This window comes from Bradyrhizobium sp. SZCCHNS3052, assembly GCF_032484495.1.
In the GTDB taxonomy this organism is placed as follows: Bacteria; Pseudomonadota; Alphaproteobacteria; order Rhizobiales; family Xanthobacteraceae; genus Bradyrhizobium.
Window position 1 is genome coordinate 158,668 of the sequence record NZ_JAUETB010000007.1, and the last position, 23,453, is coordinate 182,120.

27 protein-coding genes are annotated in these 23,453 nt (G+C 67.0%); 14 read left to right on the forward strand and 13 right to left on the reverse strand.

Going from position 1 to position 23,453, the window contains the following annotated elements:
* Positions 1-2 precede the first annotated feature (2 nt).
* From QX073_RS22065 to QX073_RS22075, 3 genes are read right to left on the reverse strand one after another with little or no spacing between them, the layout of a single operon-like run.
* Positions 3-2,825 carry a DUF4159 domain-containing protein gene (locus QX073_RS22065; protein ID WP_315717300.1) on the reverse strand — a complete coding sequence of 941 codons (2,823 nt, stop codon included), beginning with the start codon at positions 2,823-2,825 and terminating at the stop codon, positions 3-5.
* Positions 2,822-3,778 (reverse strand): DUF58 domain-containing protein, encoded by a 957-nt coding sequence (locus QX073_RS22070; RefSeq protein WP_316226357.1) that lies wholly within the window; start codon positions 3,776-3,778, stop codon positions 2,822-2,824. The genes QX073_RS22065 and QX073_RS22070 overlap by 4 nt, the downstream gene beginning before the upstream one ends.
* Positions 3,778-4,776, reverse strand: coding sequence for a MoxR family ATPase (locus QX073_RS22075; RefSeq protein WP_315717298.1), 999 nt, complete (start codon positions 4,774-4,776; stop codon positions 3,778-3,780). Before QX073_RS22075 ends, QX073_RS22070 begins: the two co-directional genes overlap by 1 nt.
* 264 nt (positions 4,777-5,040) lie before the next feature.
* Here QX073_RS22075 and QX073_RS22080 point away from each other — a divergent pair, with 264 nt between their 5' ends.
* Genes QX073_RS22080 through QX073_RS22100 form a run of 5 tightly spaced genes read left to right on the forward strand, consistent with a single transcriptional unit; the run spans position 5,041 to position 8,591 of the window.
* Positions 5,041-5,643, forward strand: a complete 603-nt coding sequence (locus tag QX073_RS22080) for a DUF1285 domain-containing protein (RefSeq protein WP_315717297.1) — start codon at positions 5,041-5,043, stop codon at positions 5,641-5,643.
* An 8-nt stretch (positions 5,644-5,651) separates the two neighbouring features.
* Positions 5,652-6,311 (forward strand): CoA pyrophosphatase, encoded by a 660-nt coding sequence (locus QX073_RS22085; protein ID WP_409977949.1) that lies wholly within the window; start codon positions 5,652-5,654, stop codon positions 6,309-6,311.
* On the forward strand, positions 6,308-6,571 hold the full coding sequence (locus tag QX073_RS22090; protein ID WP_315717295.1) for a DUF6111 family protein: 264 nt from the start codon (positions 6,308-6,310) through the stop codon (positions 6,569-6,571). The genes QX073_RS22085 and QX073_RS22090 overlap by 4 nt, the downstream gene beginning before the upstream one ends.
* On the forward strand, positions 6,568-7,818 hold the full coding sequence (locus QX073_RS22095) for a CCA tRNA nucleotidyltransferase (RefSeq protein ID WP_316226358.1): 1,251 nt from the start codon (positions 6,568-6,570) through the stop codon (positions 7,816-7,818). Before QX073_RS22090 ends, QX073_RS22095 begins: the two co-directional genes overlap by 4 nt.
* Positions 7,815-8,591 (forward strand): TSUP family transporter, encoded by a 777-nt coding sequence (locus QX073_RS22100; RefSeq protein ID WP_315826988.1) that lies wholly within the window; start codon positions 7,815-7,817, stop codon positions 8,589-8,591. The genes QX073_RS22095 and QX073_RS22100 overlap by 4 nt, the downstream gene beginning before the upstream one ends.
* A gap of 10 nt (positions 8,592-8,601) precedes the next feature.
* On the opposite strand, the gene QX073_RS22105 is transcribed toward QX073_RS22100, so the two are convergent.
* The 4 genes from QX073_RS22105 to QX073_RS22120 form a co-directional block, all read right to left on the reverse strand.
* The gene (locus QX073_RS22105) at positions 8,602-9,024 is read right to left on the reverse strand and encodes a diguanylate cyclase (RefSeq protein WP_316159420.1); all 423 of its coding nucleotides are present in this window, start codon (positions 9,022-9,024) and stop codon (positions 8,602-8,604) included.
* A 71-nt stretch (positions 9,025-9,095) separates the two neighbouring features.
* Positions 9,096-9,995: an MBL fold metallo-hydrolase gene (locus QX073_RS22110; protein WP_315717291.1), complete on the reverse strand. Its 900-nt coding sequence runs from the start codon at positions 9,993-9,995 to the stop codon at positions 9,096-9,098.
* A gap of 108 nt (positions 9,996-10,103) precedes the next feature.
* Positions 10,104-10,361 (reverse strand): hypothetical protein, encoded by a 258-nt coding sequence (locus QX073_RS22115; protein ID WP_316226359.1) that lies wholly within the window; start codon positions 10,359-10,361, stop codon positions 10,104-10,106.
* A 207-nt stretch (positions 10,362-10,568) separates the two neighbouring features.
* Positions 10,569-10,733 carry a hypothetical protein gene (locus tag QX073_RS22120; RefSeq protein ID WP_316226360.1) on the reverse strand — a complete coding sequence of 55 codons (165 nt, stop codon included), beginning with the start codon at positions 10,731-10,733 and terminating at the stop codon, positions 10,569-10,571.
* A gap of 119 nt (positions 10,734-10,852) precedes the next feature.
* On the opposite strand from QX073_RS22120, the gene QX073_RS22125 reads away from it, so the two are divergent.
* A complete protein-coding gene (locus QX073_RS22125) occupies positions 10,853-11,767 on the forward strand; it encodes a LysR family transcriptional regulator (protein WP_316226361.1) in 915 nt (304 codons plus the stop codon).
* An 18-nt stretch (positions 11,768-11,785) separates the two neighbouring features.
* Here the strand turns inward: QX073_RS22125 and QX073_RS22130 are convergent, their stop codons facing one another.
* The 5 genes from QX073_RS22130 to QX073_RS22150 form a co-directional block, all read right to left on the reverse strand.
* Positions 11,786-12,514, reverse strand: coding sequence for an HAD family hydrolase (locus QX073_RS22130; RefSeq protein WP_315750400.1), 729 nt, complete (start codon positions 12,512-12,514; stop codon positions 11,786-11,788).
* A 31-nt stretch (positions 12,515-12,545) separates the two neighbouring features.
* A complete protein-coding gene (gene hemF, locus QX073_RS22135) occupies positions 12,546-13,433 on the reverse strand; it encodes an oxygen-dependent coproporphyrinogen oxidase (protein ID WP_316226362.1) in 888 nt (295 codons plus the stop codon).
* A gap of 103 nt (positions 13,434-13,536) precedes the next feature.
* On the reverse strand, positions 13,537-13,905 hold the full coding sequence (locus QX073_RS22140) for a 6-carboxytetrahydropterin synthase (RefSeq protein ID WP_315750453.1): 369 nt from the start codon (positions 13,903-13,905) through the stop codon (positions 13,537-13,539).
* A 17-nt stretch (positions 13,906-13,922) separates the two neighbouring features.
* Positions 13,923-14,555, reverse strand: a complete 633-nt coding sequence (gene queE, locus QX073_RS22145) for a 7-carboxy-7-deazaguanine synthase (protein ID WP_316226363.1) — start codon at positions 14,553-14,555, stop codon at positions 13,923-13,925.
* The gene (locus tag QX073_RS22150) at positions 14,552-15,037 is read right to left on the reverse strand and encodes a tRNA (cytidine(34)-2'-O)-methyltransferase (RefSeq protein ID WP_316226364.1); all 486 of its coding nucleotides are present in this window, start codon (positions 15,035-15,037) and stop codon (positions 14,552-14,554) included. The genes queE and QX073_RS22150 overlap by 4 nt, the downstream gene beginning before the upstream one ends.
* 280 nt (positions 15,038-15,317) lie before the next feature.
* Between QX073_RS22150 and petA the strand changes: the two genes are divergently transcribed.
* The 5 genes from petA (at position 15,318) to QX073_RS22175 (ending at position 20,997) form a co-directional block, all read left to right on the forward strand.
* A complete protein-coding gene (gene petA / locus QX073_RS22155; RefSeq protein ID WP_315717369.1) occupies positions 15,318-15,848 on the forward strand; it encodes a ubiquinol-cytochrome c reductase iron-sulfur subunit in 531 nt (176 codons plus the stop codon).
* 60 nt (positions 15,849-15,908) lie between these two features.
* Entirely contained in the window at positions 15,909-17,981 is a 2,073-nt protein-coding gene (locus tag QX073_RS22160; RefSeq protein ID WP_316226365.1) for a cytochrome c1, read from the forward strand.
* A 128-nt stretch (positions 17,982-18,109) separates the two neighbouring features.
* Positions 18,110-18,442 carry a YnfA family protein gene (locus tag QX073_RS22165; RefSeq protein WP_315717282.1) on the forward strand — a complete coding sequence of 111 codons (333 nt, stop codon included), beginning with the start codon at positions 18,110-18,112 and terminating at the stop codon, positions 18,440-18,442.
* Positions 18,443-18,635: 193 nt separating this feature from the next.
* Positions 18,636-19,310 carry a dienelactone hydrolase family protein gene (locus QX073_RS22170; RefSeq protein ID WP_315717281.1) on the forward strand — a complete coding sequence of 225 codons (675 nt, stop codon included), beginning with the start codon at positions 18,636-18,638 and terminating at the stop codon, positions 19,308-19,310.
* Positions 19,311-19,944: 634 nt separating this feature from the next.
* Positions 19,945-20,997: a hypothetical protein gene (locus tag QX073_RS22175; RefSeq protein WP_315717280.1), complete on the forward strand. Its 1,053-nt coding sequence runs from the start codon at positions 19,945-19,947 to the stop codon at positions 20,995-20,997.
* 60 nt (positions 20,998-21,057) lie between these two features.
* Here the strand turns inward: QX073_RS22175 and QX073_RS22180 are convergent, their stop codons facing one another.
* Positions 21,058-21,474 (reverse strand): 4-oxalocrotonate tautomerase, encoded by a 417-nt coding sequence (locus tag QX073_RS22180; protein ID WP_315717279.1) that lies wholly within the window; start codon positions 21,472-21,474, stop codon positions 21,058-21,060.
* Between the two features lie 133 nt (positions 21,475-21,607).
* On the opposite strand from QX073_RS22180, the gene QX073_RS22185 reads away from it, so the two are divergent.
* The 3 genes from QX073_RS22185 (at position 21,608) to QX073_RS22195 (ending at position 23,418) form a co-directional block, all read left to right on the forward strand.
* Complete coding sequence (locus QX073_RS22185; protein WP_315717278.1) at positions 21,608-22,180, forward strand: TetR/AcrR family transcriptional regulator; 573 nt, start codon at positions 21,608-21,610, stop codon at positions 22,178-22,180.
* 177 nt (positions 22,181-22,357) lie between these two features.
* Positions 22,358-22,609, forward strand: a complete 252-nt coding sequence (locus QX073_RS22190; protein ID WP_316171396.1) for a hypothetical protein — start codon at positions 22,358-22,360, stop codon at positions 22,607-22,609.
* A 14-nt stretch (positions 22,610-22,623) separates the two neighbouring features.
* On the forward strand, positions 22,624-23,418 hold the full coding sequence (locus tag QX073_RS22195; protein WP_316171391.1) for a DUF3658 domain-containing protein: 795 nt from the start codon (positions 22,624-22,626) through the stop codon (positions 23,416-23,418).
* The last annotated feature ends 35 nt before the right edge of the window (positions 23,419-23,453 follow it).

A 23,453-nucleotide genomic window follows, 5' to 3' on the forward strand; every position in this document is an offset into this window, starting at 1 on the left:
TGTCACTGCCCGAGCCGTTCGATCAGCGCGGGCGCGTGCACCTGGTCGGCCTTGTAGTTGCCGGTCAGCGTGTACATCACGATGTTGACGCCGGCGCGGAAGGCGAATTCGCGCTGCCGTGGCTCGCCCGGAACCATCGGCAGCATGGCCTGGCCGTCGGGGCGGATGGCCCAGGCGCCGGCGAGATCGTTGGAGGTGATGATGATCGGTGAGACGCCGTCGCCGCCACGCGCCGGACGGGAGGCGCTGTCCTCGTCCTCATCTTTCGGCAGCGCCTCGACCCAGGTCTGGCCCGCGGTGAAGCGGCCGGGGAAGTCGCGCAGCAGGTAGAACGTCTTGGTCAGCACGTGCTCGCGCGGCACCGGCTCGAGCTCGGGCACATCGAGCGACGACAGGATCTCGCGCAGCGACTGCATGCCCGGGGTCTGCTGCGCGCCGTTCTCGCCCGGAGGAGCCTCGACGGCGTCGCGGGTATCGAAGATCACCGTGCCGCCCTGCTTCATGTAGGCGTCGATCTTGTTGATCGCGTCCTGCGGCGGCTTCGGCACGCCCGGCACGATCGGCCAATAGATCAGCGGGAAGAAGGCAAGCTCGTCATGGGCGGGATCGACGCCGACGGGATCGCCGGCTTCAAGCGCAGTCCGCTGCGCCAGGAACAAGGTCAGCCCGGTCAGCCCGGCCTTGACGATGGAATCGACGTCGGCATTGCCGGTCACGACATAGGCAAGCCGCGTCTGTGACACTGCGCGCATCGCGAAATCATCGCTGGCGGCGTCGGCGCGTGCGGGCGTCGGCATCGCGACCGCGAGCAGGGCGCCGGTTGCCAGCACCGCAAGCGCGATGGCCGCGGGCGCCGCACGCCGTCGTCTTGCCAACGCGGCCAGCACGCCGCCGAGCAGGGCGACAATGACGGCGTCGATCAGGAACAGCAGCAGTGCGGTCGACAGCAGGATGCCCCGGAGATCGCGCGGCTCGGCGGTGGTGTAGCTGGCGCGGTTGGCGCGCAGCGCTGCCGTGTCGAGCTGCAGAATGCGATCGGCGGGGCTGAGCGTGTTCACTGCGGTAGGTCCCTCGGCTGGGCCATAGAATCCGGGCGGATGATCCAGCGAAGCCCGGTCGTTGAAATCAGCCGGTAGCGGCTTGGCGGTCGAAGGCGGCGGTCCGAAGGCGCCGAAGCCGTCGAGGATGTGCAGCGGCGCCAGCGTGGCCTTGGCGGTCTCACCCGCGGGACCAGGGCCCGGCGTCGAGGTGTAGCCGGACATGTCGACGATGCGGCGGAGCATCTCGACCATGGCGCCGGACATCGGCAGATCGGACCAGCGCATGTCGGCGCTGACGTGGAACAGCGCGATCAGGCCTTTGCCGCGATGCTCACCGGTGACGAGCGGCGTGCCGTCCTCGAGCGACGCCCAGCTCTTGGTCGCCAGCACGGCGTCGGGCTCGGCGAGAACCTGGCGATTGACGGTGACATCCTTCGGGACAGTGATGCCGGCGAACGGGCCGTCGGCGGCGAACGCGGCCAGGTGCTGCGGCTTCTCCCATGTCAGGCTGCCGCCCAGGGTGCGGCCGCCGCGGCGCAGCTTCACCGGCACGAGGTCGTCGTCGCCCTGCGCCAGGCGCGGGCCGGCGAAGCGCACCAGCACGCCGCCATTCTCGATCCAGCCGTTGAGACGGTCGCGCAGCTCCGGCGACAGCGTGCCGACGTCGGCCATCACGATCATCGGCACCTTCTGGTCGAGGAACTGGGTGATGACCTGCTGCGGGGCGCCGCGATCGCCGAGCCTGAGATCGGCGAATGGCGACAGCGCGCGGGTGAGATAGAAGGTCGGTGCGAGCAGCGGCTGCGCGGTATCGCTGGTGGCGCCGGAGACGATGCCGACGGCGCGGCGGCGCCAGCGCTTGTCGAGCAACTGCACGGCGCCGGCCGAGCGCTCGCCCGCAATCTCGAGCCGGGTGATGTCGTTCCGCAGCTCGACCGGCAGGTCGAAGCTCGCCTCGGCGTCGTGCGCGCCGGCGGCAAAGCTGAACTGTGCCTCGCCGAGCGGCGAGCCCTTGGCATCGAGCGCCCGCACGATGCCGCCCGGAACGGAGAGATCCGCGCGCAGCACCTTCACCGTCATCTTGGCGGCCGCGTTCTCGGCGCCAGCGAGCGCCAGCGGCGAGGGCGTGCCGCCTTCGAACACGGTCAGGCTGCGGTCGCCGATCGTCTTGGCGAGACCCCCCACGAACTCGCTGCCGCGGCCGGGATCGACACCGTCGGAGAACCACATGATCTCGGCATCGCCGGTCGCTTTCAGGAAGCGATCGAGCTGCGGCAGCGCGTCGGCGCGCTCGGTCGTGTAGGCCTTGGGCGCGATCTGGCGCAGCGCGACGCGCGCAGCACCGGCCGGCATCAAGGTGAGGTCACGCGCGGGCTCCGACAGCGGCAGCAGCGCGACGCCGCGGCGGTCGGCATCGGCGTTGGCGATGATCTCGTCGGCGGCCCTGATGCGCGTGTCCCAGCTTGCGGCCGCGCTCCAACTGTCGTCGAGCAGCAGCACCAGCGGCGCCTTGCTGCCGACGGCTTCGGTGCGCGGATTCCAGATCGGGCCGGCTGCGGCGAAGATCACCAGCGCCGCCGCCACCAGCCGCAGCAGGGTGAGCCACCAGGGCGAGCGCGACGGCGTCTCTTCCTTGGGCGTGATGTCGAACAACAGCCGGGTCGGCGGAAACTCGATGCGGCGCGGCCGCGGCGGCATCACCCGCAGCAGCCACCACAGCACCGGCAGGCTGACGAGACCGGTCAGCAGCAGCGGTTCGGCGAACGACAGCGGCAGGCCCATCATGCGCCGAGCCCTCCGGGGCCAGCGCCCACTTTGACGCCGCCGCGCGCGCTACCTTTGGCCGTGGTCATGCCGGCATGCAGGAACAGCAGCAGCTCGGCGGCCGAGCGGCTGGTGGTGTGGGTTGTGAACAGCCAGTCGAGCCTGCCGGTCTCGGCGCGGATCTGGTCGCGATGCAGCGCCACGCGGGCGACGTAGTCCTGTGCCCAGCTCTCGGCGCGGCCAGCCGTGATCACCTCGCCGCCTTCCGGCTCGACGAACTCGACGCGGCCCGAATAGGGGAAGGTCTCCTCGGCCGGATCGACCACCTGCACCATCGTGCCGTGTGCACCGGACGCGGACAGGCCGGCCAGCATGGTGCTGATCTCGGAGATCGGCGACCAGAAATCCGACAGCACGACGATCTCGGCGAGCGCCGAGGGGACGAAGGACGGCGGCAGGCTCGGCCTGATCGTCTCATCATGCAGCATCGCCTGCGCAATGCGGTCGATCACGTTGCGGCTCCCGGTCGGATTGATCAGGCCGGGAATGCCGACGCGTTCGCCGCCGGCCACCAGCAGCTCGGCCAGGGCAAAGGTCACGATCAGGGCGCGCTCGAGCTTGCTGTCGCGCGCGCCCTTCGACGCGAAGGCCATCGACGGCGAGCGGTCCGGCCAGATCCACACCGTGTGCGCGGCCTCCCATTCCTGCTCGCGGACATAGAGATGGTCATCGCGCGCGGAGCGGCGCCAGTCGACGCGCTGCGACGGCTCACCGGAGACGAAGCGGCGGTACTGCCAGAAGCTTTCGCCGGAGCCGGCGCGGCGCCTTCCATGCAGGCCATGAATGACGTTGGCGGCAATCTGCCGGGCTTCCAACACCAGCCGCGGCAGCGACGATGCCAGCGTCCGGCTTTCGCCATCGGCACGCCGTATCGCGAGAATCTCCTTGTCGACGTGCCCTGTCGCTGCGGCCATCAGCCAATCCGGCTCTTCAATTGCCGGATCACGTCCGGAATGGTGCGTCCCTCGGCGCGCGCCGGGAAGGTCAGCGCCATGCGGTGCTTGAGCACGGGCTCGGCGAGATCGAGCACGTCGTCGATCGAGGGCGCGAGCCGGCCGTCGAGCAGCGCGCGGGCGCGCACCGCGAGCATCAGCGACTGGCTGGCGCGGGGACCGGGGCCCCAGGCGATCAGCTTGCCGGCCTCTCCGGCCTCGGGACCGGGACGCGCCGAGCGCACCAGCGACAGGATCGCCTCGACCACGGAATCGCCGACCGGCAGGCGCCGCACCAGACGCTGGGCCGCGATCAACGCATCGGCCGTCATCGCGCCCTTGGCGGCACTCTCCTCGGCGCCGGTGGTCTCGAACAGGATGCGGCGCTCGGCATCTCGATCGGGATAGTCGACGTCGATCTCCATCAGGAAGCGGTCTAGCTGAGCCTCGGGAAGCGGATAGGTTCCTTCCTGCTCCAGCGGATTCTGGGTCGCGAGCACGTGGAAGGGCTTCGGCAGGTCATGGCGGGCGCCTGCAACCGTGATGTGCTGCTCCTGCATGGCTTGCAGCAGCGCCGACTGCGTGCGCGGGCTGGCGCGGTTGATCTCGTCGGCCATCAGGAGTTGCGCAAACACCGGGCCGGCGATGAAGCGGAACGAGCGCTTGCCGCCGGCGCTTTCGTCCAGCACCTCAGCGCCCAGAATGTCCGACGGCATCAGGTCCGGCGTGAACTGGATGCGCTTCGCATCGAGGCCGAGCGTCACGCCCAAGGTCTCGACCAGCTTGGTCTTGGCGAGGCCGGGGACGCCGATCAGCAGCGCGTGGCCGCCGGACAGGATGGTCACCAACGTGTTTTCCACCACGCGGTCCTGGCCGAAGATGACGCCGGAGATCGCATCCTTTGCCGCTCGGATCTGGCCGGAGACCTGTTCGGCCGACCGGACGATCGCATCCTCGAGCTTCTCGGCACTCTCAGCCATTTCCGTCGCTCCTTCTGCCCCGCATCTTGAACTTTCGGACGGACGTTCCGCTCCAGTTTGCCGGGAAGCGGATGCCAACCTATGCGAAGGCGCTGTATTCGTTGAGTTAAACTATCCCCATATTATCGGCATTACGGGGTATTGACGGCATCACGTTATGGCGACCTTACATGACCTGCAGGGCCGCCAGGAACTTTTGCACAGACGACGGCGATGGAATCTTGCACCAATCGTGCCAAGGTGGACGCAAACTCAAGGCAAACCATGGCGAAGCAAGGGCAGACCACCGACAACGGACTCGATCGGCTGACGTCGGCGGCAACGCAGGCTGGCACATCCGCAAAGGGACTGCCGCCGGTGCATTTGTGGAATCCGCCATTCTGCGGCGATCTCGACATGCGAATCGCCGGTGATGGTAGCTGGTACTACATGGGCACGCCAATCGGGCGGCCGGCGCTGGTGCGGCTGTTCTCGACGATCCTCAAGCGCGAGGGTGACCGCTATTTTCTGGTCACGCCGGTGGAGAAGGTCGGCATCCGCGTCGATGATGCCCCCTTCACGGCCGTAGAAATGCGGACGGAGAGCGATGCGCGCGGGCCGCTGCTGCATTTCCGCACCAATGTCGACGACTGGGTCGCGTGCGATGCCGAGCACCGGCTGCGCTTCGAGCCCGGCGAGAGCGGCGGCCTGACGCCCTATCTGCATGTGCGAGCCGATCTCTGGGCCAAGGTGACGCGGGCGCTGTACTACGAGCTTGTTGACATGGGTGAGGAGCGGATGATCGATGGTCATGTGATGTTCGGCGTGGGGTCGGGCGGCGCGTTCTTCCCCATGGCCGACGCAGAAGAGGTGAGGGCGGCGCTTTGAACCAGCCCATGGTGAGGAACAGGACCGCTGAACTCAGTTCGGCCGATTTCTTCGCGCGGGGCCGCGCGCGGCTGCGCTTCGATGTTCCGCAGGCCCTGCTGGATCCGGACGTCATTCCGGCCAGTGGAGATTCCGGCACCGACCGCATGCTCGAGATCATCTCCCGCGAGCAGCCGATCCGCCCCGCGGCGGTGCTGATCCCGGTGGTCGACCACCCCGAGCCGACCGTTCTCCTGACCCAGCGCTCGCCGAACCTCTCGAGCCATGCCGGACAGATCGCCTTTCCCGGCGGCAAGATCGACGTCACCGATGCCTCTCCGCTCGATGCCGCTCTGCGCGAAGCCGAAGAGGAGATCGGGCTCGACCGCAGCTTCGTCGACCCGATCGGCTATCTCGACGTCTACGGCACCGCCTTCGGCTTCCGCATCCTGCCCACGGTGGCGCGGGTGCGGCCGGGATTCACGCTCAAGATCAACGAGGGCGAGGTCGACGACGCCTTCGAGGTGCCGCTGGCCTTCCTGATGGACCCCGCCAATCACCAGCTGCATTCCAAGGAGTTTCGCGGCATGGAGCGTTCGTATTACGCGATGCCGTTCGCCGAGCGCTACATATGGGGCGCGACAGCGGGCATCCTTCGGGTGTTGTACGAGCGGATCGGTCGGCCATGATCCGTGGCGTATTGACGGAAATCGGAATTTTCCTCATTCCTTTTGCGGTTTATGTGTTGTTCTTGCTCGCGACCAAATCGGGGCTGTTGGTGCCGGCCAACTGGCCCTTTCATCTGACCACAAAATTGACGGTGGCGGCGCTGGTGCTGGTGATTGCAAGTCTGGTCCTGCTCGCCGAGTTCTCCGGCGCGCCGCCGCGTTCGACCTACGTCCCCGCTCATGTCGAGAACGGCAGGCTCGTTCCAGGGGTCGAGAAATGATCGACGCGCGGGTGCTGCACGCGCCCTGGCTCTCGTCCGGTCCCGCCGCGCGCGTGCTCGCGCTGCTCAATTGCGATGGCGAGGAAGCACGGGTGGTCGGCGGCGCCGTGCGCAATGCGTTGCTCGGCATCGCCATCGGCGACATCGACATCGCGACCACGGCGCTGCCGGCGGAGGTGCTCCGGCGTGCCAAGGCGGCGTCGATCAAGAGCGTGCCGACCGGCATCGACCACGGCACCGTGACGCTGGTGCTGGACGGCCATCCGTTCGAGGTCACGACCCTGCGCGAGGACACCGAGACCTTCGGCCGCAAGGCCAAGGTCGAGTTCGGCCGCGACTGGGTCGGCGACGCGCACCGGCGCGACTTCACCATCAACGCGCTCTCCGTCGGGCCCGATGGCGTGGTGCATGATCACGTCGGCGGCCTCGCCGACATCGCCCAGCGCCGCGTGCGCTTCATCGGCGACCCCGCCCAGCGCATCGCCGAGGACTATCTGCGCATCCTGCGCTTCTTCCGCATCCATTCGGCGTTCGGTCACGGCGCCCCCGATTGCGAGGGCTATCTGGCCTGCATCGCCGGCCGTGCCGGGCTCGCCACGCTGTCAGCCGAGCGCGTGCGCATGGAGATGCTGAAGCTGCTCGTCACCGACGGCGCTGTCGGCGCGGTCACGGCGATGGCGGATGGCGGGTTGCTGACGGCGATCCTCGGCGGCGTCGCCTATCTCGGTCCGTTCGCCGCGATGATCGGCATCGAGCGCGAGCTGGAGCTTTCGCCGAGCCCGGTCCGCCGTCTCGCGGCGCTCGCGGTCGCCGTGACCGAGGATGCGCGCCGTCTCGGCTTCAGGCTGAAGCTCTCCAACGCCGAGACCAAGGCGCTCGACGGCATGGGCCATCGCTGGTGGCGGTTCGCTTCCGCCGACGAGGCGCGAGTCCGGCGTCTGCTGTATCGTCTCGGCGAGACCGTCTATCGCGACCGCCTGATGCTCGGCTGGGCGCGGGCGCGCGATCGCGACGACCGGCGCTGGCGCGAGCGTGCGCTGTTGCCGCAGCGCTTCACGCCGCCGAAATTGCCGTTGAAGGCGGCCGATTTCATCGCGCGCGGGGTTGCGGAGGGGCCGCTTCTCGGTCATGTGCTTACCCTCGCAGAGGATGCCTGGTTAGCCGCGGACTTCCCGCTCGACGAGGCATCGCTGAATGCGATCGCCGATCAGGCGGCGGCGCGTGTCAACCGCGACGGACGTTCATGAATTTTCTGGCAGGTTTTGCCGACATCTCGCTGCTGCAACTCCTGCTCGTCGCTTCCGTCGCTCTATTCGCTTCCATCATCGGTGGTCTTGCCGGCTACGGCACCGGCGCTCTCATGCCGCTCGTGCTGGTGCCGATGGTCGGGGCCGAGCCGGTCGTGCCGATCATCGCGATCTCGGCGATCCTCACCAATCTCAGCCGTGTCGTCGCCTATATCAGCCATGCCGACCGTACGCGCGCCGGAATCGTCATCGCGGCAGCCGCGCTCACGACCGCGCTCGGCGCCTACGGCTACACGCGACTGACCAATGCCGGCGCGGCGTTCGTGATCGGCACGATGCTCATCATGAGCGTTCCGCTGCGGCGGATCCTGCGCAAGCGCGAGGTCAGGATCGGCAATGGCGGGCTTGCTGCCGGAGCGGTCGGCTATGGCGTGCTGGTCGGCGGCACCTCCGGCTCCGGCGTGATCCTGCTGTCGCTGCTGATGGCCGCCGGCCTCGAAGGCGCCGCGGTCATCGCCACCGACGCGATGATCTCGGTGGCGACGGGCGTCATCAAGATCTCGGTGTTTGGTTTGGCCGGCGTGGTCACCGTGCAGGTCCTGGCGTTCGCACTGCTGATCGGCGCGGTCGCGGTGCCCGGCGCGTTCCTCGCCAAGGCCTTCGTCGCCCGCATGCCGGTGCACATCCACGCCGCCATCCTCGACGCCGCCGTCATCACCGGCGGCGGCGTGATGATCGCATCAGCGCTGCGGCATCTGCTGCCGGCGGCGTAGCCTTCCGGCGTCAAGCCACCTGCTGGTCCGTGTCCCGATCGGATGGCGTGATGGTGCCGGTCTCGGCGCGTGCCACGATGGCATCGAGCGCGGCGACGGCGCGGGTGGTCACCTCGTCGAGCGGCGGCACCATGCCGCCGGAGGCGAGCTCGACCCGGTTGCGGCCCTTGTGCTTGGCGCGGTACAGCGCGCCGTCGGCGACGCGCAGGATCTCCGTCAGATCGAGGCCGGCCTCGGGATAGGCGGCGACGCCGACCGAGATCGTCACCCGCGGCAGCATGCCCACGCCATAGCTGATGTTGAGCGCCTCGACGCGGGCGCGCAGCTCCTCCGCGCGCATCGACGCGCTGCTCGACCTCGTCGAGAGCCGCCTGATCAAATGGCGTCCCAACGTTGCCGAGCGCCCGGCCTGAGGCACGACGCGGCCATCCACGAAAGGCCGAAGCGCCGGTCCTGACGGGCCGGCGCTTCTGTCATGTCAGCCTGATGTGGCCGCGGCCTGCATCAGCCCCACTTCATCTCGCCCTTCGCCACCTTGGCGCCGATGTCGAGGGCCACGCCCATGCCGAGGCCGGGGAACTTCGCCTCCATTGCGGCCTTCAGGGCTGCGGCGTCCTTGGCCTTGGCGAGCTCCTCCTCGAACGCGATGAGATAGGACTTGGTGTGCCGAACACCCGACAGGTCGGTGGCGGCGTCCGCCACGGCATGGCCGGCGACCACCACCGTCGGAGCGCGTGCAGCGATCTTGTCGAGGGTCGCGATCCAGGCTGCGCGCTGCTCCTTGCTCTGGGTGTCGGCCGTCCAGACATGGACACCCGAGAAGATCATGACGCCGCCGAATACGGCTGCGAGCGAGGGCACCCAGAGATAGCGCCGATTGGCCAGCCCCTCGGCGGCGACGATCTCGATCGTCTCGCCATCGACCGACAGCGACGGGCCATCGAACGGTTCGGGCAGAACGATGTCGGCCATCGTCTGCGGGCCGTTCTCCTTCAGCTGCGGGCCCCAGACGGCGAGCTTCTTCTCGACATTGCCCTTGATCGCCTCGATGGTCGCCGTGGCGGCGATCACCTTCACGCCGGGAAAGGCCTCGCGGATCGGCTTGAGGCTGAAGTAGTAGTCCGGGTCCGACTGGCTGATGTAGATGGCCGTCAGCGTCTTGCCGCTCGCCTTGATTGCGGCCGCCACCGCGCGGCCGTCCGGATAGTTGAAGCCGCCGTCGATCAGCAGTGCTTCGGTGGGGCCCCTCAGCAGCACGGGCGCGCGGAAGAAGCCGTTCGGACCGGCGGGAAAGTGTGTCCAGACCAGCTTGCTGCCAGCGGCACGGCCGCTGTCCGATGCACCGAGAATGGCTGCGGCGGTCCCTGCAATCGCTGTCGTCATGATCTGTCTCCGTGTCGGCATGTCAGTCTCTTTCTTGGAGTGATAAAACGATGAGGCCGGGCAGCAGGCGGCGCTCCGGCCGTGTGCGACGGCTGGGTGGATTGTGCCAGGCATCGAGTACGGAGCGGCTCAGGCTGCTCCGAGTTGTGCGAGCAGGCCGTCGAGCGGTTCGTACAAAGCGTTGCCCGGCAGCGGCCTCTGCCGCTCGCCGTCACCCGCCAGCAGGGCCGGGACACCGGACAAGCCGTAGCGTCGCATCAAGCTATGCGCGGTCTGGAGCCGGCGGCCATAGGCCTCGACCAGCGCGTGATCCCGGGCCAGCATCCGCTCGGCGGCGCTCGCAAGGCCCAGCGCTCGAAGGACTTCGCCGACGCCCGCGACGCTCACGATGTCCTGCCCGTGTACGTAGCGCGCAAGCTGCAGCTCCTTGAGGACCGTGAGCTCACGGCCGGGGTCGGTGACGTGGACCGCCGTCAGGCCGAGCGATGCGGCTGTCGAATCGAAGGCGCCGCCCGCGCCGAGAATGCGGGTGCGGTACGCGTCGGTGAAACGCTGGCCGGTCTGCTTGGCGATGCGCTGGTCGTTGCTCCAGGCCTATTCGGAGAATTGCGCATCCATCCTGCCGGCGCCACGGCCGGCGAACAGGCCAGTGGGCAGCAGCTCGAGCGTGATGGCGTCGTGGGCGGCGAGCGTCTCGACCGCCGGGCCGGCGCCGTAGCACCATCCGCAGAGCGGGTCGAACAGATAGGTCAGTCGCATTTCCGGAACCCTGTCTTGGAGCGGCATGGCGCCGAGATAGCGGGTTCTCGTTTGTTCATAAATACAGCATAATGAGACAGACTGTATGCTGTTAATGGACAATAGAAGGAGCCGCCGGCATGGAGGCGATCAATCTCAACCGCCTCGTCTATTTCGCGGCCGTGGTGGACGCAGCGTCCTTTACCCGCGCGGCCGATCGGCTCGGGATCACCAAAGCCGTGGTCAGCCAGCAGGTCGCCCAGCTCGAGCGCGAGCTCAGGACCGACCTGCTGGTGCGGACCACGCGCAGGGTCGAGCCGACGGAAGCCGGTCGCCTGCTGCATGCCCGCTGTGCTGCCATCCTGCGCGAGGCCGAGAGCGCATTGGCCGAGCTGGCGCAGAGCAACGCCGAGCCGATGGGACTGTTGCGCATCGCCGCGCCGAACGACTACGGCACCTGCACGCTCGCCGCGATCGCAACCGAGTTCTCGCGGACCTATCCGGCCTGCCGGGTCGAGCTGATCCTCGCCGACAGCAAGATCGACCTCGTCGCCAGCCAGATCGATCTCTCGATCCGCGTGGGATGGCTCGACGATTCCACCCTGCAGACCCGCCGGGTCGGCAGCTTCCGGCAGCAGCTGGTGGCCGCGCCGAACGTGGTCAGGCGCGTCGCGCATCCGCGCGACCTCGCCGCGTTGCCGTTCATTGCGAATGCCGCGCTGAGGGAGCCGCTCACCTGGCAGTTCATGAAAGGCGACGTCGAGCGCGAGAGCGTCGAGATGAGCCAGACGCTTACCATCAACGCCACGCCGGCGGTGCTCGCCGCGACGCTGGCCGGCGGCGGCCTGGCGGTGCTGCCCGATTTCCTGATCAGGGACGATCTCGCGGCCGGCCGCCTCGTGGCCATCCTGCCGTCCTGGACACTGCCGTCCGGAGGCATCCACGCCGTGTTCCCAGCGGCGCGCTTTCGCCCGCCGAAGGTGACGGCCTTCGTGGCGATGCTGATGGAGGCGCACAAGCGCGCAGTCGCCGGAGGTCCGCGGCGCGCGAAGTGACGCCGGCGCCGCGCGGGCCTAGCCCGCCGGCACCAGCTCGGTCAGCGAGCGGATGATGCGGTCGGGCTTGACGTCGGTGCCTTCCGGCAGGCCGTCGCCATGGACGTCGATCCAGATCGAATAGATGCCGAGCCGCTGCGGCGCGACGATCTCCCATTCGAGATTGTCGCCGATCATCCAGGTGTCTTCCGGGCCGACGCCGAGCCGCTCCATCGCGTGCCAATAAGCGCGCTCCTCGGGCTTGCCGAAGCCGTGCTCGCCCTCGATCTGGATGTGGTCGAAGCGGTGCGCCAGCGCGAAGCGCTCGATCTTGGCGCGCTGCTGGCCGGCCTCGCCGTTGGTGACGAGCGCCAGCCTGACGCCGCGCGCCTTGAATGCGTCGATCGCCTCATGCGCCCCGGGGAAGACGAACATCTGCTCGTCGCGATAGCCGGTGAAGCGATCGGCGATGCGGATCGCGAGCTCGGTCGGTAGAGCAGGACCGTGGCCGGCGAGCGCCGCGAAGCCGTCCTTCACCACCTCCTGCCGCGCCTGGATCAGCTTCATCCGCCATTCGGCGCCGGCGACCGACCAGAAGCTGCGTGCCGAGGCCAGGATCGCGGCGGCCACCGCCTGCGGCGTATGCGGCGCGAGTTCGTCGGCAAACTCGGTGGCGACGATATTCCAGGCGATCTCGGGACGGCCATAGGCCGACAGGATGGTGTCGTCCATGTCGATCAGCATGGCGCGGGGCAGGGCGGCGGTCATGATCAATCTACGCGGTTCAACAAATCGAGTTTCAGGGCCATTTCACCTCGGGCGGCATCGAGGACAGAATGCTGTCGACATTGCCGCCGGTTTTAAGCCCAAATGTGGTGCCGCGGTCGTAAAGCAGGTTGAATTCGACGTAGCGGCCGCGGCGGATGAGCTGCTCCTCGCGGTCGGCGGCGGTCCAGGGGCTGCTGAAATTGCTCCGGACAAGCTCGGGATAGACCTTCAGGAAGGCGCGGCCAACATCCTGGGTGAAGGCGAGGTCGGCCTCCCAGTCGCCGGAATCGTGATGGTCGTAGAAGATGCCGCCGATGCCGCGCGGCTCCTTGCGGTGCGGCAGATAGAAGTACTCGTCGCACCAGCGCCTGTACTTGTCGTACGAGGCCACCGCGGCATGGGCGTCGCAGGCGCCCTTCATGGCGGCGTGGAAGGCCAGCGTATCCGCGTCCTCCTGGGTGCGGCGGCGGTCCAGCACCGGCGTCAGGTCGGCGCCGCCGCCGAACCAGGCTTTCGTCGTGACGACGAAGCGCGTGTTCATGTGCACCGCCGGCACGTGCGGCGACCACAGATGCGCGATCAGCGAGATGCCCGAGGCCCAGAACCGCGGGTCTTCCGAGGCGCCGGGAATCTGGCTGCGGAATTCCGGGGCGAACTCGCCATGCACGGTCGAGCAGTGCACGCCGACCTTCTCGAACAGCCGGCCGTGCATCATGCTCATGACGCCGCCGCCGCCCGGGCCGCCGGCATGGTCGGTGCGCTCCCACGGCGTTCGGACGAACCGGCTCGGTGTGCGCGGATAAAGGTCAGCCGGCGCCTCGTCCTCGAGCCGCTCGAACGCCGCGCAGATCTGGTCGCGCAGGCTCTCGAACCAGGCGCGGGCGCGGGCCTTGCGATCCTCGATGGCGGCGGTGGTCATGGACGTTCCCCTGGCACATTGGCGCTCACCCTGCCGTCAAGCGTCCATGACAGCCGGAGGTGACAGCGCTGTTGTCGCTACGGTTCGGTCCTACCACAATCGATCAGCCCTGCGGACCGAAATAGGTGCAGGTCTCGCGGCAGCTGTCGCGGTGGACGCTGACCTTGGTGACATGGCCGATCGAGCGGACGCGCTCATAGATGAAGCGCGACAGGTTCTCGAGCGTCGGCAGCCCGATCGCCTCGATCTTGTTCAGGAACTTGTGGTCGAGCATGGCCTGGATCTCGCTCAGCCGCTGCGTCAGCACGCCGAAATCCACCACCATGCCGGTCTCGGGATGGGTCGCATCGCCGCGCACCGTCACCTCGGCGCGGAAGGAGTGGCCATGGATCTCCTGGCTGGCTTCGCCGAGCGTCGTGATCGGCAGCGTATGCGCGGCCTCGAAGGTGAACGACTTGGTCAATTCCCACATCGTGTCAGTCACAATCCCTACCTGATGCCGATCATCTTGTGCGTCTGCAGACTGAGCCGCCATTGCGGATGATGCTGGCAGTAATCAATGGCGCGCGCCGTGTTCGCGGCCGATTCGGGCCCGTCCATCGGCTGCAGCGAGAAGCGCTCGAAGGCAAGCCCCGCGAACGTCTCCGGCTCGGCCCCGTGTTGCGGGTAGACCAGCTTCAGCTCGTGGCCCTGCCGCAGCTTCAGCTCGGCGCCGGCCTTCGGGCTGACGCAGATCCAGTCGATCCCGTCGGGCGGAATGAGCGTGCCGTTGGTTTCGACCCCGACCGCGAAGCCGCGGGCGTGGAGCGCCTCGATCAGGTCGGCATCGACCTGCAGCAGCGGCTCCCCGCCGGTGAGGATCGTATAGCGGTCGGCGGCCCCGCCTGTCCATTGCCCGCCGATGGCCTCGGCCAGCGCTGCGGCGGTCTCATAACGGCCGCCCAGCGTGCCGTCGGTGCCGACGAAGTCGGTGTCACAGAACCGGCACGTCGCGGTTGCGCGATCGGCCTCGCGGCCGCTCCACAGGTTGCAGCCAGCGAAGCGGCAGAACACGGCAGCGCGGCCCGCCTGGGCGCCTTCGCCCTGCAGGGTCATGAAGATTTCCTTCACCGCGTAGCTCACCCTTCGGCTCCTTGTGCGGATTGCAATTGGACGAATTGTCCGGTCTGGCGCAGCGCCTCGCCGGCGGCCATCGCCGCGGCCATCGCCACGTTCAGCGAGCGCAGCCCCGGCTGCAGCGGAATCCGCAGCCGCGCATCGGCGACCGCCGCCACGGCGCCCGGCACGCCGGCGCTCTCGCGCCCGAGCAGCAGGATGTCGTCCGGGCCGTAACTGAAGTCGAGATAGCAGGTCGCGGCCCTGGTCGTCAGCAGCAGCAGGCGATGGCCCTCTGCGGACCGCCAGGCCTCGAACGCGCTCCAGGAATCGTGCCGCCGCCAATTCAGTTGGTCCAGATAGTCCATGCCGGCGCGGCGGAACTGCCGGTCAGACACAGGAAAGCCCGCCGGTTCGATGATGTGGGCCGCGAGCCCGAGGCAGGCGCACAGGCGCAGAATCGTTCCGGTGTTCTGCGGAATGTCGGGCTGATAGAGCGCGATCTGCATGCGAATTGGTCTTAGGACTGAGGCGGAAAGTCCGCTTCCGAAGCGGGAATTGGTGCATGGCGTGCTGCAGGGCCGATAGCGGGCTTGCGCTCGTATCGCAAGGGTGCCAATAGAACGATTCTGGACGGCTTGTTCCCCAGGGGCGGTGGAGCGAGCCGTTTTCTGCCGCCGCGGGGGACGCGGGCGCCGGCAGGATCTCCCGGTCACGTGATCTCCAAGGTCGAGATCGTAAGACGTCGAGCGGGGCGGTTCCACCGGCTGCAACGAAGAAAGGGTTGGAATCGTGACAGCGTCTACTGCGGATCATCCGACACGCCGGGATTTTCTTTTCGTCGCCACGGGCGCGACCGCAGCGGTCGGTGCTGTGGCCGCCCTGTGGCCCTTCATCTCCCAGATGAATCCCGATGCCTCGACCATCGCGGCCGGTGCGCCGATCGAGGTCGATCTCGCGCCCGTCGCCGAAGGACAGGACATCAAGGTGTTCTGGCGCGGCAAGCCGATCTACATCTCCCACCGCACCAAGAAGCAGGTCGAGGAGGTCCGCGCGGTGCCGGTGTCGAGCCTGCCGGATCCGGCGACCGACCAGTCCCGCACCAAGGACGGCCACGAGCAGTGGCTGGTCGTGATCGGCATCTGCACCCATCTGGGTTGCATCCCGATCGCCCACGAAGGCAATTACGACGGCTTCTTCTGCCCGTGCCACGGTTCGCAGTACGACGCCTCCGGTCGCGTCCGCCAGGGGCCGGCGCCGCTCAATCTTCCCGTCCCGCCCTATCAGTTCGTTTCCGACACCAAGATCCAGATCGGCTGAGCAGACGTTCGTCTTGAGCTCACGCTCGATCGTGCAAGATAATTTCTTCAGGAACGCATCATGAGTGGACCTTCTGACTACCAGCCGAGCCACCCCGCCTTGAAGTGGCTCGAGCAACGACTTCCGATCATCGGCCTGGTCCACTCGTCCTTCATTGCCTATCCGACGCCGCGGAACCTGAACTATTGGTGGACGTTCGGCGCCATCCTCTCGATGATGCTCGGCATCCAGATCGTGACCGGCGTCGTCCTGGCGATGCACTACACGCCGCATGCCGACCTCGCCTTCAAGTCGGTCGAACTGATCGTCCGCGACGTGAACTACGGTTGGCTGCTGCGCAACATGCATGCCTGCGGCGCGTCGATGTTCTTCCTCGCCGTCTACATCCACATGTTCCGCGGCCTGTATTACGGGTCATACAAGGCGCCGCGCGAGGTGCTTTGGATCCTCGGCGTCATCATCTACCTCCTGATGATGGCGACGGGCTTCATGGGCTACGTGCTGCCGTGGGGCCAGATGAGCTTCTGGGGCGCGACCGTCATCACCAATTTGTTCTCGGCCGTGCCGTATTTCGGCGAGAGCATCGTGACCCTGCTGTGGGGCGGCTACTCCGTCGGTAATCCCACGCTGAACCGCTTCTTCGCGCTCCATTATTTGCTGCCGTTCCTGATCGCCGGCGTGGTCGTGCTGCACGTCTGGGCGCTGCACGTCACTGGCCAGAACAACCCGGCCGGCGTCGAGCCGAAGACCGAGAAGGACATGGTGCCGTTCACGCCCTACGCGACGATCAAGGACTTCTTCGGCGTCGCCTGCTTCCTGATCTTCTATTCCTGGTTCATCTTCTACATGCCGAACTATCTCGGCGAGGCCGACAACTACATCCCGGCCAACCCGGCGGTGACGCCGGCGCACATCGTGCCCGAATGGTACTACCTGCCATTCTACGCGATCCTGCGCTCGATCCCGAACAAGCTCGCCGGCGTGATCGCGATGTTCGCGGCCATCATCGTGCTGGTGTTCCTGCCCTGGCTCGACTCGGCCAAGACCCGCTCCAACAAGTACCGCCCGCTCGGCAAGCAGTTCTTCTGGATCTTCGTCGTCGTCTGCATCGGCCTCGGCTATCTCGGCGCGCAGCCGCCGGAGGGTGTCTATGTCGTGCTCGGCCGCATCCTGACGGTGCTGTACTTCGCCTACTTCCTGATCGTGCTGCCGCTGCTCGCGCGCATCGAGCGGCCGCGCCCGCTGCCGAACTCGATCGCTGATGACGTGCTGGCCAGGACCGGCCGCAAGGCGGCACCGATGGTCTCGACCGTGATCGCGCTGGTCGCCGCGGTGTCGCTGCTCGCCGGCAGCATGGGCGACGCCCGTGCCAGCGAAGGCCAGGAGAACCCGCCGTCGGCGAAGTGGTCGTTTGCCGGTCCGTTCGGCACCTTCGATCGCGGCGCCGTGCAGCGCGGCCTCAAGGTCTACAAGGAAGTCTGCTCGAACTGCCATTCGCTGCAATATGTGGCGTTCCGCAATCTCGCCGAGCCCGGCGGCCCGGGCTACTCGCCGGCGCAGGCGGCCGCCTTCGCGGCCGAGTACAAGATCAAGGACGGTCCCAACGACGCCGGCGAGATGTTCGAGCGTCCGGGCCGGCCGGCCGACTACTTCCCGTCGCCGTTCCCGAACGAGCAGGCCGCACGGGCCGCCAATGGCGGTGCGGCCCCGCCGGACCTGTCGCTGATGGCCAAGGCGCGCTCCTACAAGCGCGGCTTCCCCTGGTTCCTGATCGACTTCTTCACCCAGTTCCAGGAGCAGGGCCCGAACTACATCAACGCGCTGCTGCAGGGCTATGAAGAAACTCCGCCGCACGGCGTCGCCATTCCGGACGGCTCGTACTACAACAAGTACTTCCCCGGGCATGCGATCAAGATGCCGCCGCCGCTGTCCGACGGCCAGGTGACGTTCGACGACGGCTCGCCGGCCACCGTGAAGCAGTATGCCCACGACGTCGCGACCTTCCTGATGTGGACCGCCGAGCCGCACATGGAAGCGCGCAAGCGCCTCGGCTATCAGGTGTTCATCTTCCTGATCATCTTCGCCGGCCTGATGTACTTCACCAAGAAGCGGGTCTGGGCCGCCGCGCATTGAGCGGTGATCGGAAACGTCTGATGAAAACGAAAAGCCCCTCCGGGGGCTTTTTTGTTGTCCCTGTGTTAGTTGGGCTCGGGCCAGGGGAGGCCTTGTCCGCGGCGCAGCCGGGAAAACGGAGTTCGCCCATGCCGTCACTTCTCGCCTTCGCCGGCGCCGCCGTGCTGGAGATCGGCGGCTGCTTCGCGTTCTGGGCTTGGCTGCGGCTCGGGCAGTCGCCGCTATGGCTGTTGCCCGGCATGGCCGCGCTCGCCGGCTTCGCGACGCTTCTCACCGTGGCCGACAGCCCGCTCGCCGGCCGCGCCTACGCCGCCTATGGCGGCATCTATATCACCGCGGCGCTGCTATGGGGCTGGCTGGTCGAGGGCCATCGCCCCGATCCGTGGGACGCCGCCGGCGCCCTGATCTGCCTCGCCGGCATGGCCGTGATCCTGTTCGCGCCGCGCGCGATGCCGGTCTAGCGCCCGTAGCCCGGATGAGCGCAGCGACATCCTGGATCGCAACAGTGCCGGCGAGGACCCCGGATGTCGCTGCGCTCATCCGGGCTACGAATCCTCTCACGTTGCAGCGAACCCGATCGCCTCCCGTCGCGCCGGACGCGCATTTGCGGTAAACCCCGCTCCTCAGCTTCCAACAAAACCTGCGGAGGAACACATGGGCACACTGATCAGCTTCAAGCGCCCCGATGGCCAGGAGGCCAAGGGCTATCTCGCCAAGGCCGCGCAGGCCGATGCGCCGGGCGTCGTCGTCATCCAGGAATGGTGGGGCCTGCAGGACCAGATCAAGGGGATGTGCGATCGTTTCGCGCTCGCCGGCTTCAACGCGCTGGCGCCCGATCTCTACAAGGGCACGGTGGTGCCCTATCACGATACGGATGCGGCGGGCCGGGAGATGAACTCGCTCGACTTCATGGACGCGACCACGCAGACCGTGCGCGGGGCCGCGCAATATCTGGCGCGCAACGGCGCCAAGGTCGGCCTCACCGGCTTCTGCCTCGGCGGCGCGGTGACGATCATCGGCGCGACCAAGATCGACGAGCTCGCCGCCGGCGTCGTGTTCTACGGCATTCCGCCTGAGCAGGCGGCGAAGCCGGCCGACGTCAAGATCCCGCTGCAGGCCCACTTTGCCAACAAGGATGATTGGTGCACGCCGGCGCTGGTGGACGGCTTCGAGAAGGCGATGAAGGCCGCCGGCAAGTCGCTCGAGCTCTATCGCTACGATGCCGAGCATGCCTTCGTGAACGAGCAGCGCATGACCGTGCACGATCGCAGGGCCGCCGAGCTCGCCTGGGGCCGCGCCACGGCGTTTTTCCACAAGCACCTCGGCTGAGCTGAGGGCCGGCGCGTCGGTTCCAAACCGCGCCGTGCGGACTCAAACCGCGCGGGCGGTCTTGGTTTCGGCCGAGGGCGCTTCGGCCTCACCAAGAGTCGGAGCGTCGTCTGAAGGAGCCAAGGGGTCGGCGCTGGTCACTGCGTCGGCGGAGCGCCGTCGACGCTTCGTCCGCTTTGCCTGCGCTTCGAGGAAGCAATCGAGCAGCGTCGGCTGCTTCGGGAGCGCATGCGACACTGAGGGCTGTTTGCCGCGGGCCATGTTAACCAAGGTAATTCAATATGGTTAACCAATCATTGCCACACTATTGCAGATAGACAACAGTGTTGCCCTCGCGCACAGCCAAGTTATGTAACTTTTTTGGATTGCGACAATCATGGGTCGATCCCGAGGCGGCGTGCACGCGCGCAACATGAGGTTGTGAGGCACCACACAGCCGCCGGCTGCAGCTTTTCGTCGCTTGGCGCCGTCACGTTTCGGCGAATCACCGGGATCCCGCGGAGATCTGAGCATCGATCATGTTCGAAGCGCGTCGCTTCGTTCGATGTTCGAATTCGCCGCGTCTCGCCGTCGGTTGCGTCGCCGAAACAATCTGAGGTAGCGTTCTCCGGTCCCTCTGCTGATGGAGAAAGCCGTGCGAGTGGCCTTTGCGCTGGCCGGGCTGGGCGGCTTGAACGCCCATGGCGCCGGCTTCCTCGACACTGCCCGCGCCTGGGGCGTGACGCCGGATCTCGTCACCGCGACGTCCGGCCAGATCCTGGTGCTGTCGGCGTGGCTTCAGGGTCTCGATCTGCGCAACGAGCTGATGTCCTCCGACCGCCACCGGGATCCGGCGTCGCAGTTGCGCACGGTGATGTTCGGCTATCCCGGGGTGTTTCGTCCCGCCTATGCCGAGGCGCTGGCGCGCTTCGTCTCCTGGCCGGATTGGCGTGACGGCCCGTTCAACGCCCTCGCCGACCGGCTGTGGCCGGCGCAGCAATATGTCCCGGTGCGGAGCGAGGCCGACTTCGCGCACGCGGCGGAGACGCTCAACGCCACGTCGGTCGGCGTCGTGTTCAACACCTATGATCCCGAGACCGGCACCGGCTATCTCTACGGCAACGAGGCGGCGCGGGCGCTGCTGCCGGCGGAGAAGTCGGTTCCCAACGCCCATGCCGTCAAGGCGCGGCAATCGGCGGCCAAGCGCGACCTGCGCTACGCCTCCGAGGTGCTGGCCGAGCGCGCCATCCGCCCGATCACGCCGGAGGCGGTCAAGGCCGCGCTGTGGCTGTCGCTCTACGGCTTCACCAAGCTGCCCCAGGGACAGATGGACGGCGCTTATCACCGCGCCAGCATCATCTCCGAGCTGCACGGTTTCGACCGCGTCTTTGCCGTCCGCCCGCTCGCCGAGGGGTGGCAGGGCCAGGCGCCGGCCAACTGGTTCGAGGTGCAGGACTGGACCACGGAGATGTGGTTCTCGGTCGGCTACAAGGCCGAGGTCGACGCGCTCAAGCGCATCAACGACCTGATCGCGAGCGGCGTGATCACCGATCCGAAATACAAGACCGTGGAGCTGGTCGAGATCCAGCCGGAGACGCCGGCCGGCTACTTCAACTACTTCGTCGAGCGCGGCGAGGTGTATGAGAACGCGGTGGTGGCGACGGAGATGAAGTTCGCCGAGCTGGGGCTGGTGAAGCCGGGGACGTGAGCGGTCGGCATTCATCACGGCCGCCGCCGCCCAATGCGGTAGCGGCCGTGATGACCGTGGTCAGCCTGCGGTGATGGCCCCCACGAGCGCGTCGTTGGTCATCGGCCTGCCGTCGAGATTCCAGGTGCCGTCGACGGCGTGGACGCCGTTGGACCAGATCCGGTCCCTGGCAAGCGCCCCGCCGGAGAGGTCATGCAGAATGTCGGTGGCTTCGCCGAAGAACGCCGTCTGGACCTCGTGACTGGCGAGCGCGAATGACGGCGTCTTGGTCTCGATCCAGGCGCCATCGACCGGCGTGCCGCCGGCGAAGGTATGGCCCTTCGGCAGGATGTTCAGATGGGCCGTGACGTTCGCCCCCATGATCCTGTTGCCCGCCAGACCATGGTGTCTCAGGAACGATTCCGTGATCCGCGCAACGGCGATCGGCGCCTGGTCGGCAGCGATGACGCCTTCGGTGAGTGTGAGACTGATCGGCATGACTCCTCCTGTGCTCGCCCTAGGGCGGTTGTCCCGGGGAACGGCGGTCATTATATAACGACCGTGATCCACCAATAGAATAACGATCGTTATCAGTCAAGCATGAAATAACGATCGCTATGGAAGGCGCCAGATGCGGTACCACGCCGAGCATAAGCAGGAAGCAAAGACGAAGTTGTTGGAGGCCGCGGGGCGCGGCTTTCGCCGGCTTGGCTATGGCGGCATCGGCGTCGACGGCCTCGCCAAGGAAGCCGGGGTCACGTCCGGCGCGTTCTACGGTCACTTCAAGTCGAAGGACGCCGCGTTCGAAGCCGCCGCGTTGGCCGGGCTGGACGATCTCAGGACGGGCATTGCGAGTCTTCAGCAGCAGATGGGAGCGCGCTGGGCCGAGGCGTTCATCGCATTCTATCTCGGAGAACGTCTCCATTGCATCCTGGACTCGAGCTGCGGACTGCAGAGCCTGACGCCGGACGTGACGCGCGCCAGCGAGGAAACGAAGGCCGCCTATGGCACCGCGCTCGAAAGGGTCGCGCAGCAGATCGCAAAGGGGTTGCAGGGGAGCACCGATGAAGCTCGGCTGCAAAAGGCCTGGTCGCTGATGGCGATCCTCTCGGGAGGGGTGACGATGGCGCGCAGCGTCGGCTCACGCGAAGCCCGCGATGCCATCGCCGCCCACCTCAAACAAGCCGCGCTGGCGCTGCTGTAGAGCCGCTGCCGCGCGAGCGCTCGGCTTCGCAAGTTGTGAGGTGCCGCTCGCCCCAACGCCAGTGAGCTCCCCTGTCCGCAAGGGGGAGGGGAGCGCACCGCCAGTTTGGCGGCATGTCGAATCCAACGACGTTTCGATATCTGCTAGCATGGCCTATCAGATGATCCTGGATCCCGCATGAGCACCGAGCCGATCACGTTCGTCGACAAGTCGTCCGGCGACGACGCATGCGTGCTGGTTCGCGTCGTCGGCAGCAGCGTTGGATTGTCGCTGTCGTTGAGGACGGACGGCGACATCGAGGTCTTCATGGCGGCCGAAGAGCTCGATCGAGTCATCGGTGCGCTTCAGCAAGCTCGCGCGGCGATGGGGCGCGAGGGAAGCGTCATCGTGACTCGCCCCACGCGAACGCACGTCTGGCAAGGGAGATAACAATTCCCCACGCGATCCTTCATGTCGTCTTCAACATGTCCGCTGCAGGCACGTTGCGCGCTGCGCTCCAGCAGGCTGGGCGCAGCGACCGCGTGATTGGCTTTGCCGACAGCCTGAGCTTTGGTCCGATCAATCCACCCGACCCGGAGCTGCGAACCGCCTGGATGGACCAGGAATTGCAAGTGTCAGGCTGGGAAGAGGTGGGCGGCCAGGCAACATCGTTCTGGGACGAGGCACTCTCGAGCAACAACCGACGGATCGCCTGGTTCACGCGGCGATCGACCCAGGAATATGCCGGCTTCCTCGAACTCCTGTGGCGGCTCGGCGATGAGCCGATCGAGATCGTCGATCTCACCGACACAGTCGTGCGGGCAGGGGAGACAGGGCCGAAGGCGCCACGGCTGGCCGTCAGCCTGGGTTTAGTGTCGCCGGAGACAATTCGCGACAATGCACTGTGGGATCTGCGGACCGTTCTGTCGCCAAGCCGGCGTGATGCCTGCCGAGAACGTTGGGCGCGCCTCAAAGCGGAGAACGCGCCGTTGCGCGTCATTCGCGACGGCGAATTGCTGTCAGCGCCGATCTCGTTCTTCGATTCGGTGCTGCTGTCATTTGCCACGGCCGACTGGCAGAAGGCGGCGAGCATTATCGGGGAGGCGCTTTGCGAAACCGGGACGATTGTGCTGCAGACGGGCGATATCGAGTTGTTCGCGCGCGCCCGTGCGCTCGTAGCAGCAGGTTGCCTCGAGTCTCGTGGCGACCTGTTCGATATGCATCGCAGTGAGTTGCGGTTAGCGGGCGGCTGCGCATGACGCGTCAGGAATAGCCGGGTTGGCCGGACCCAGCG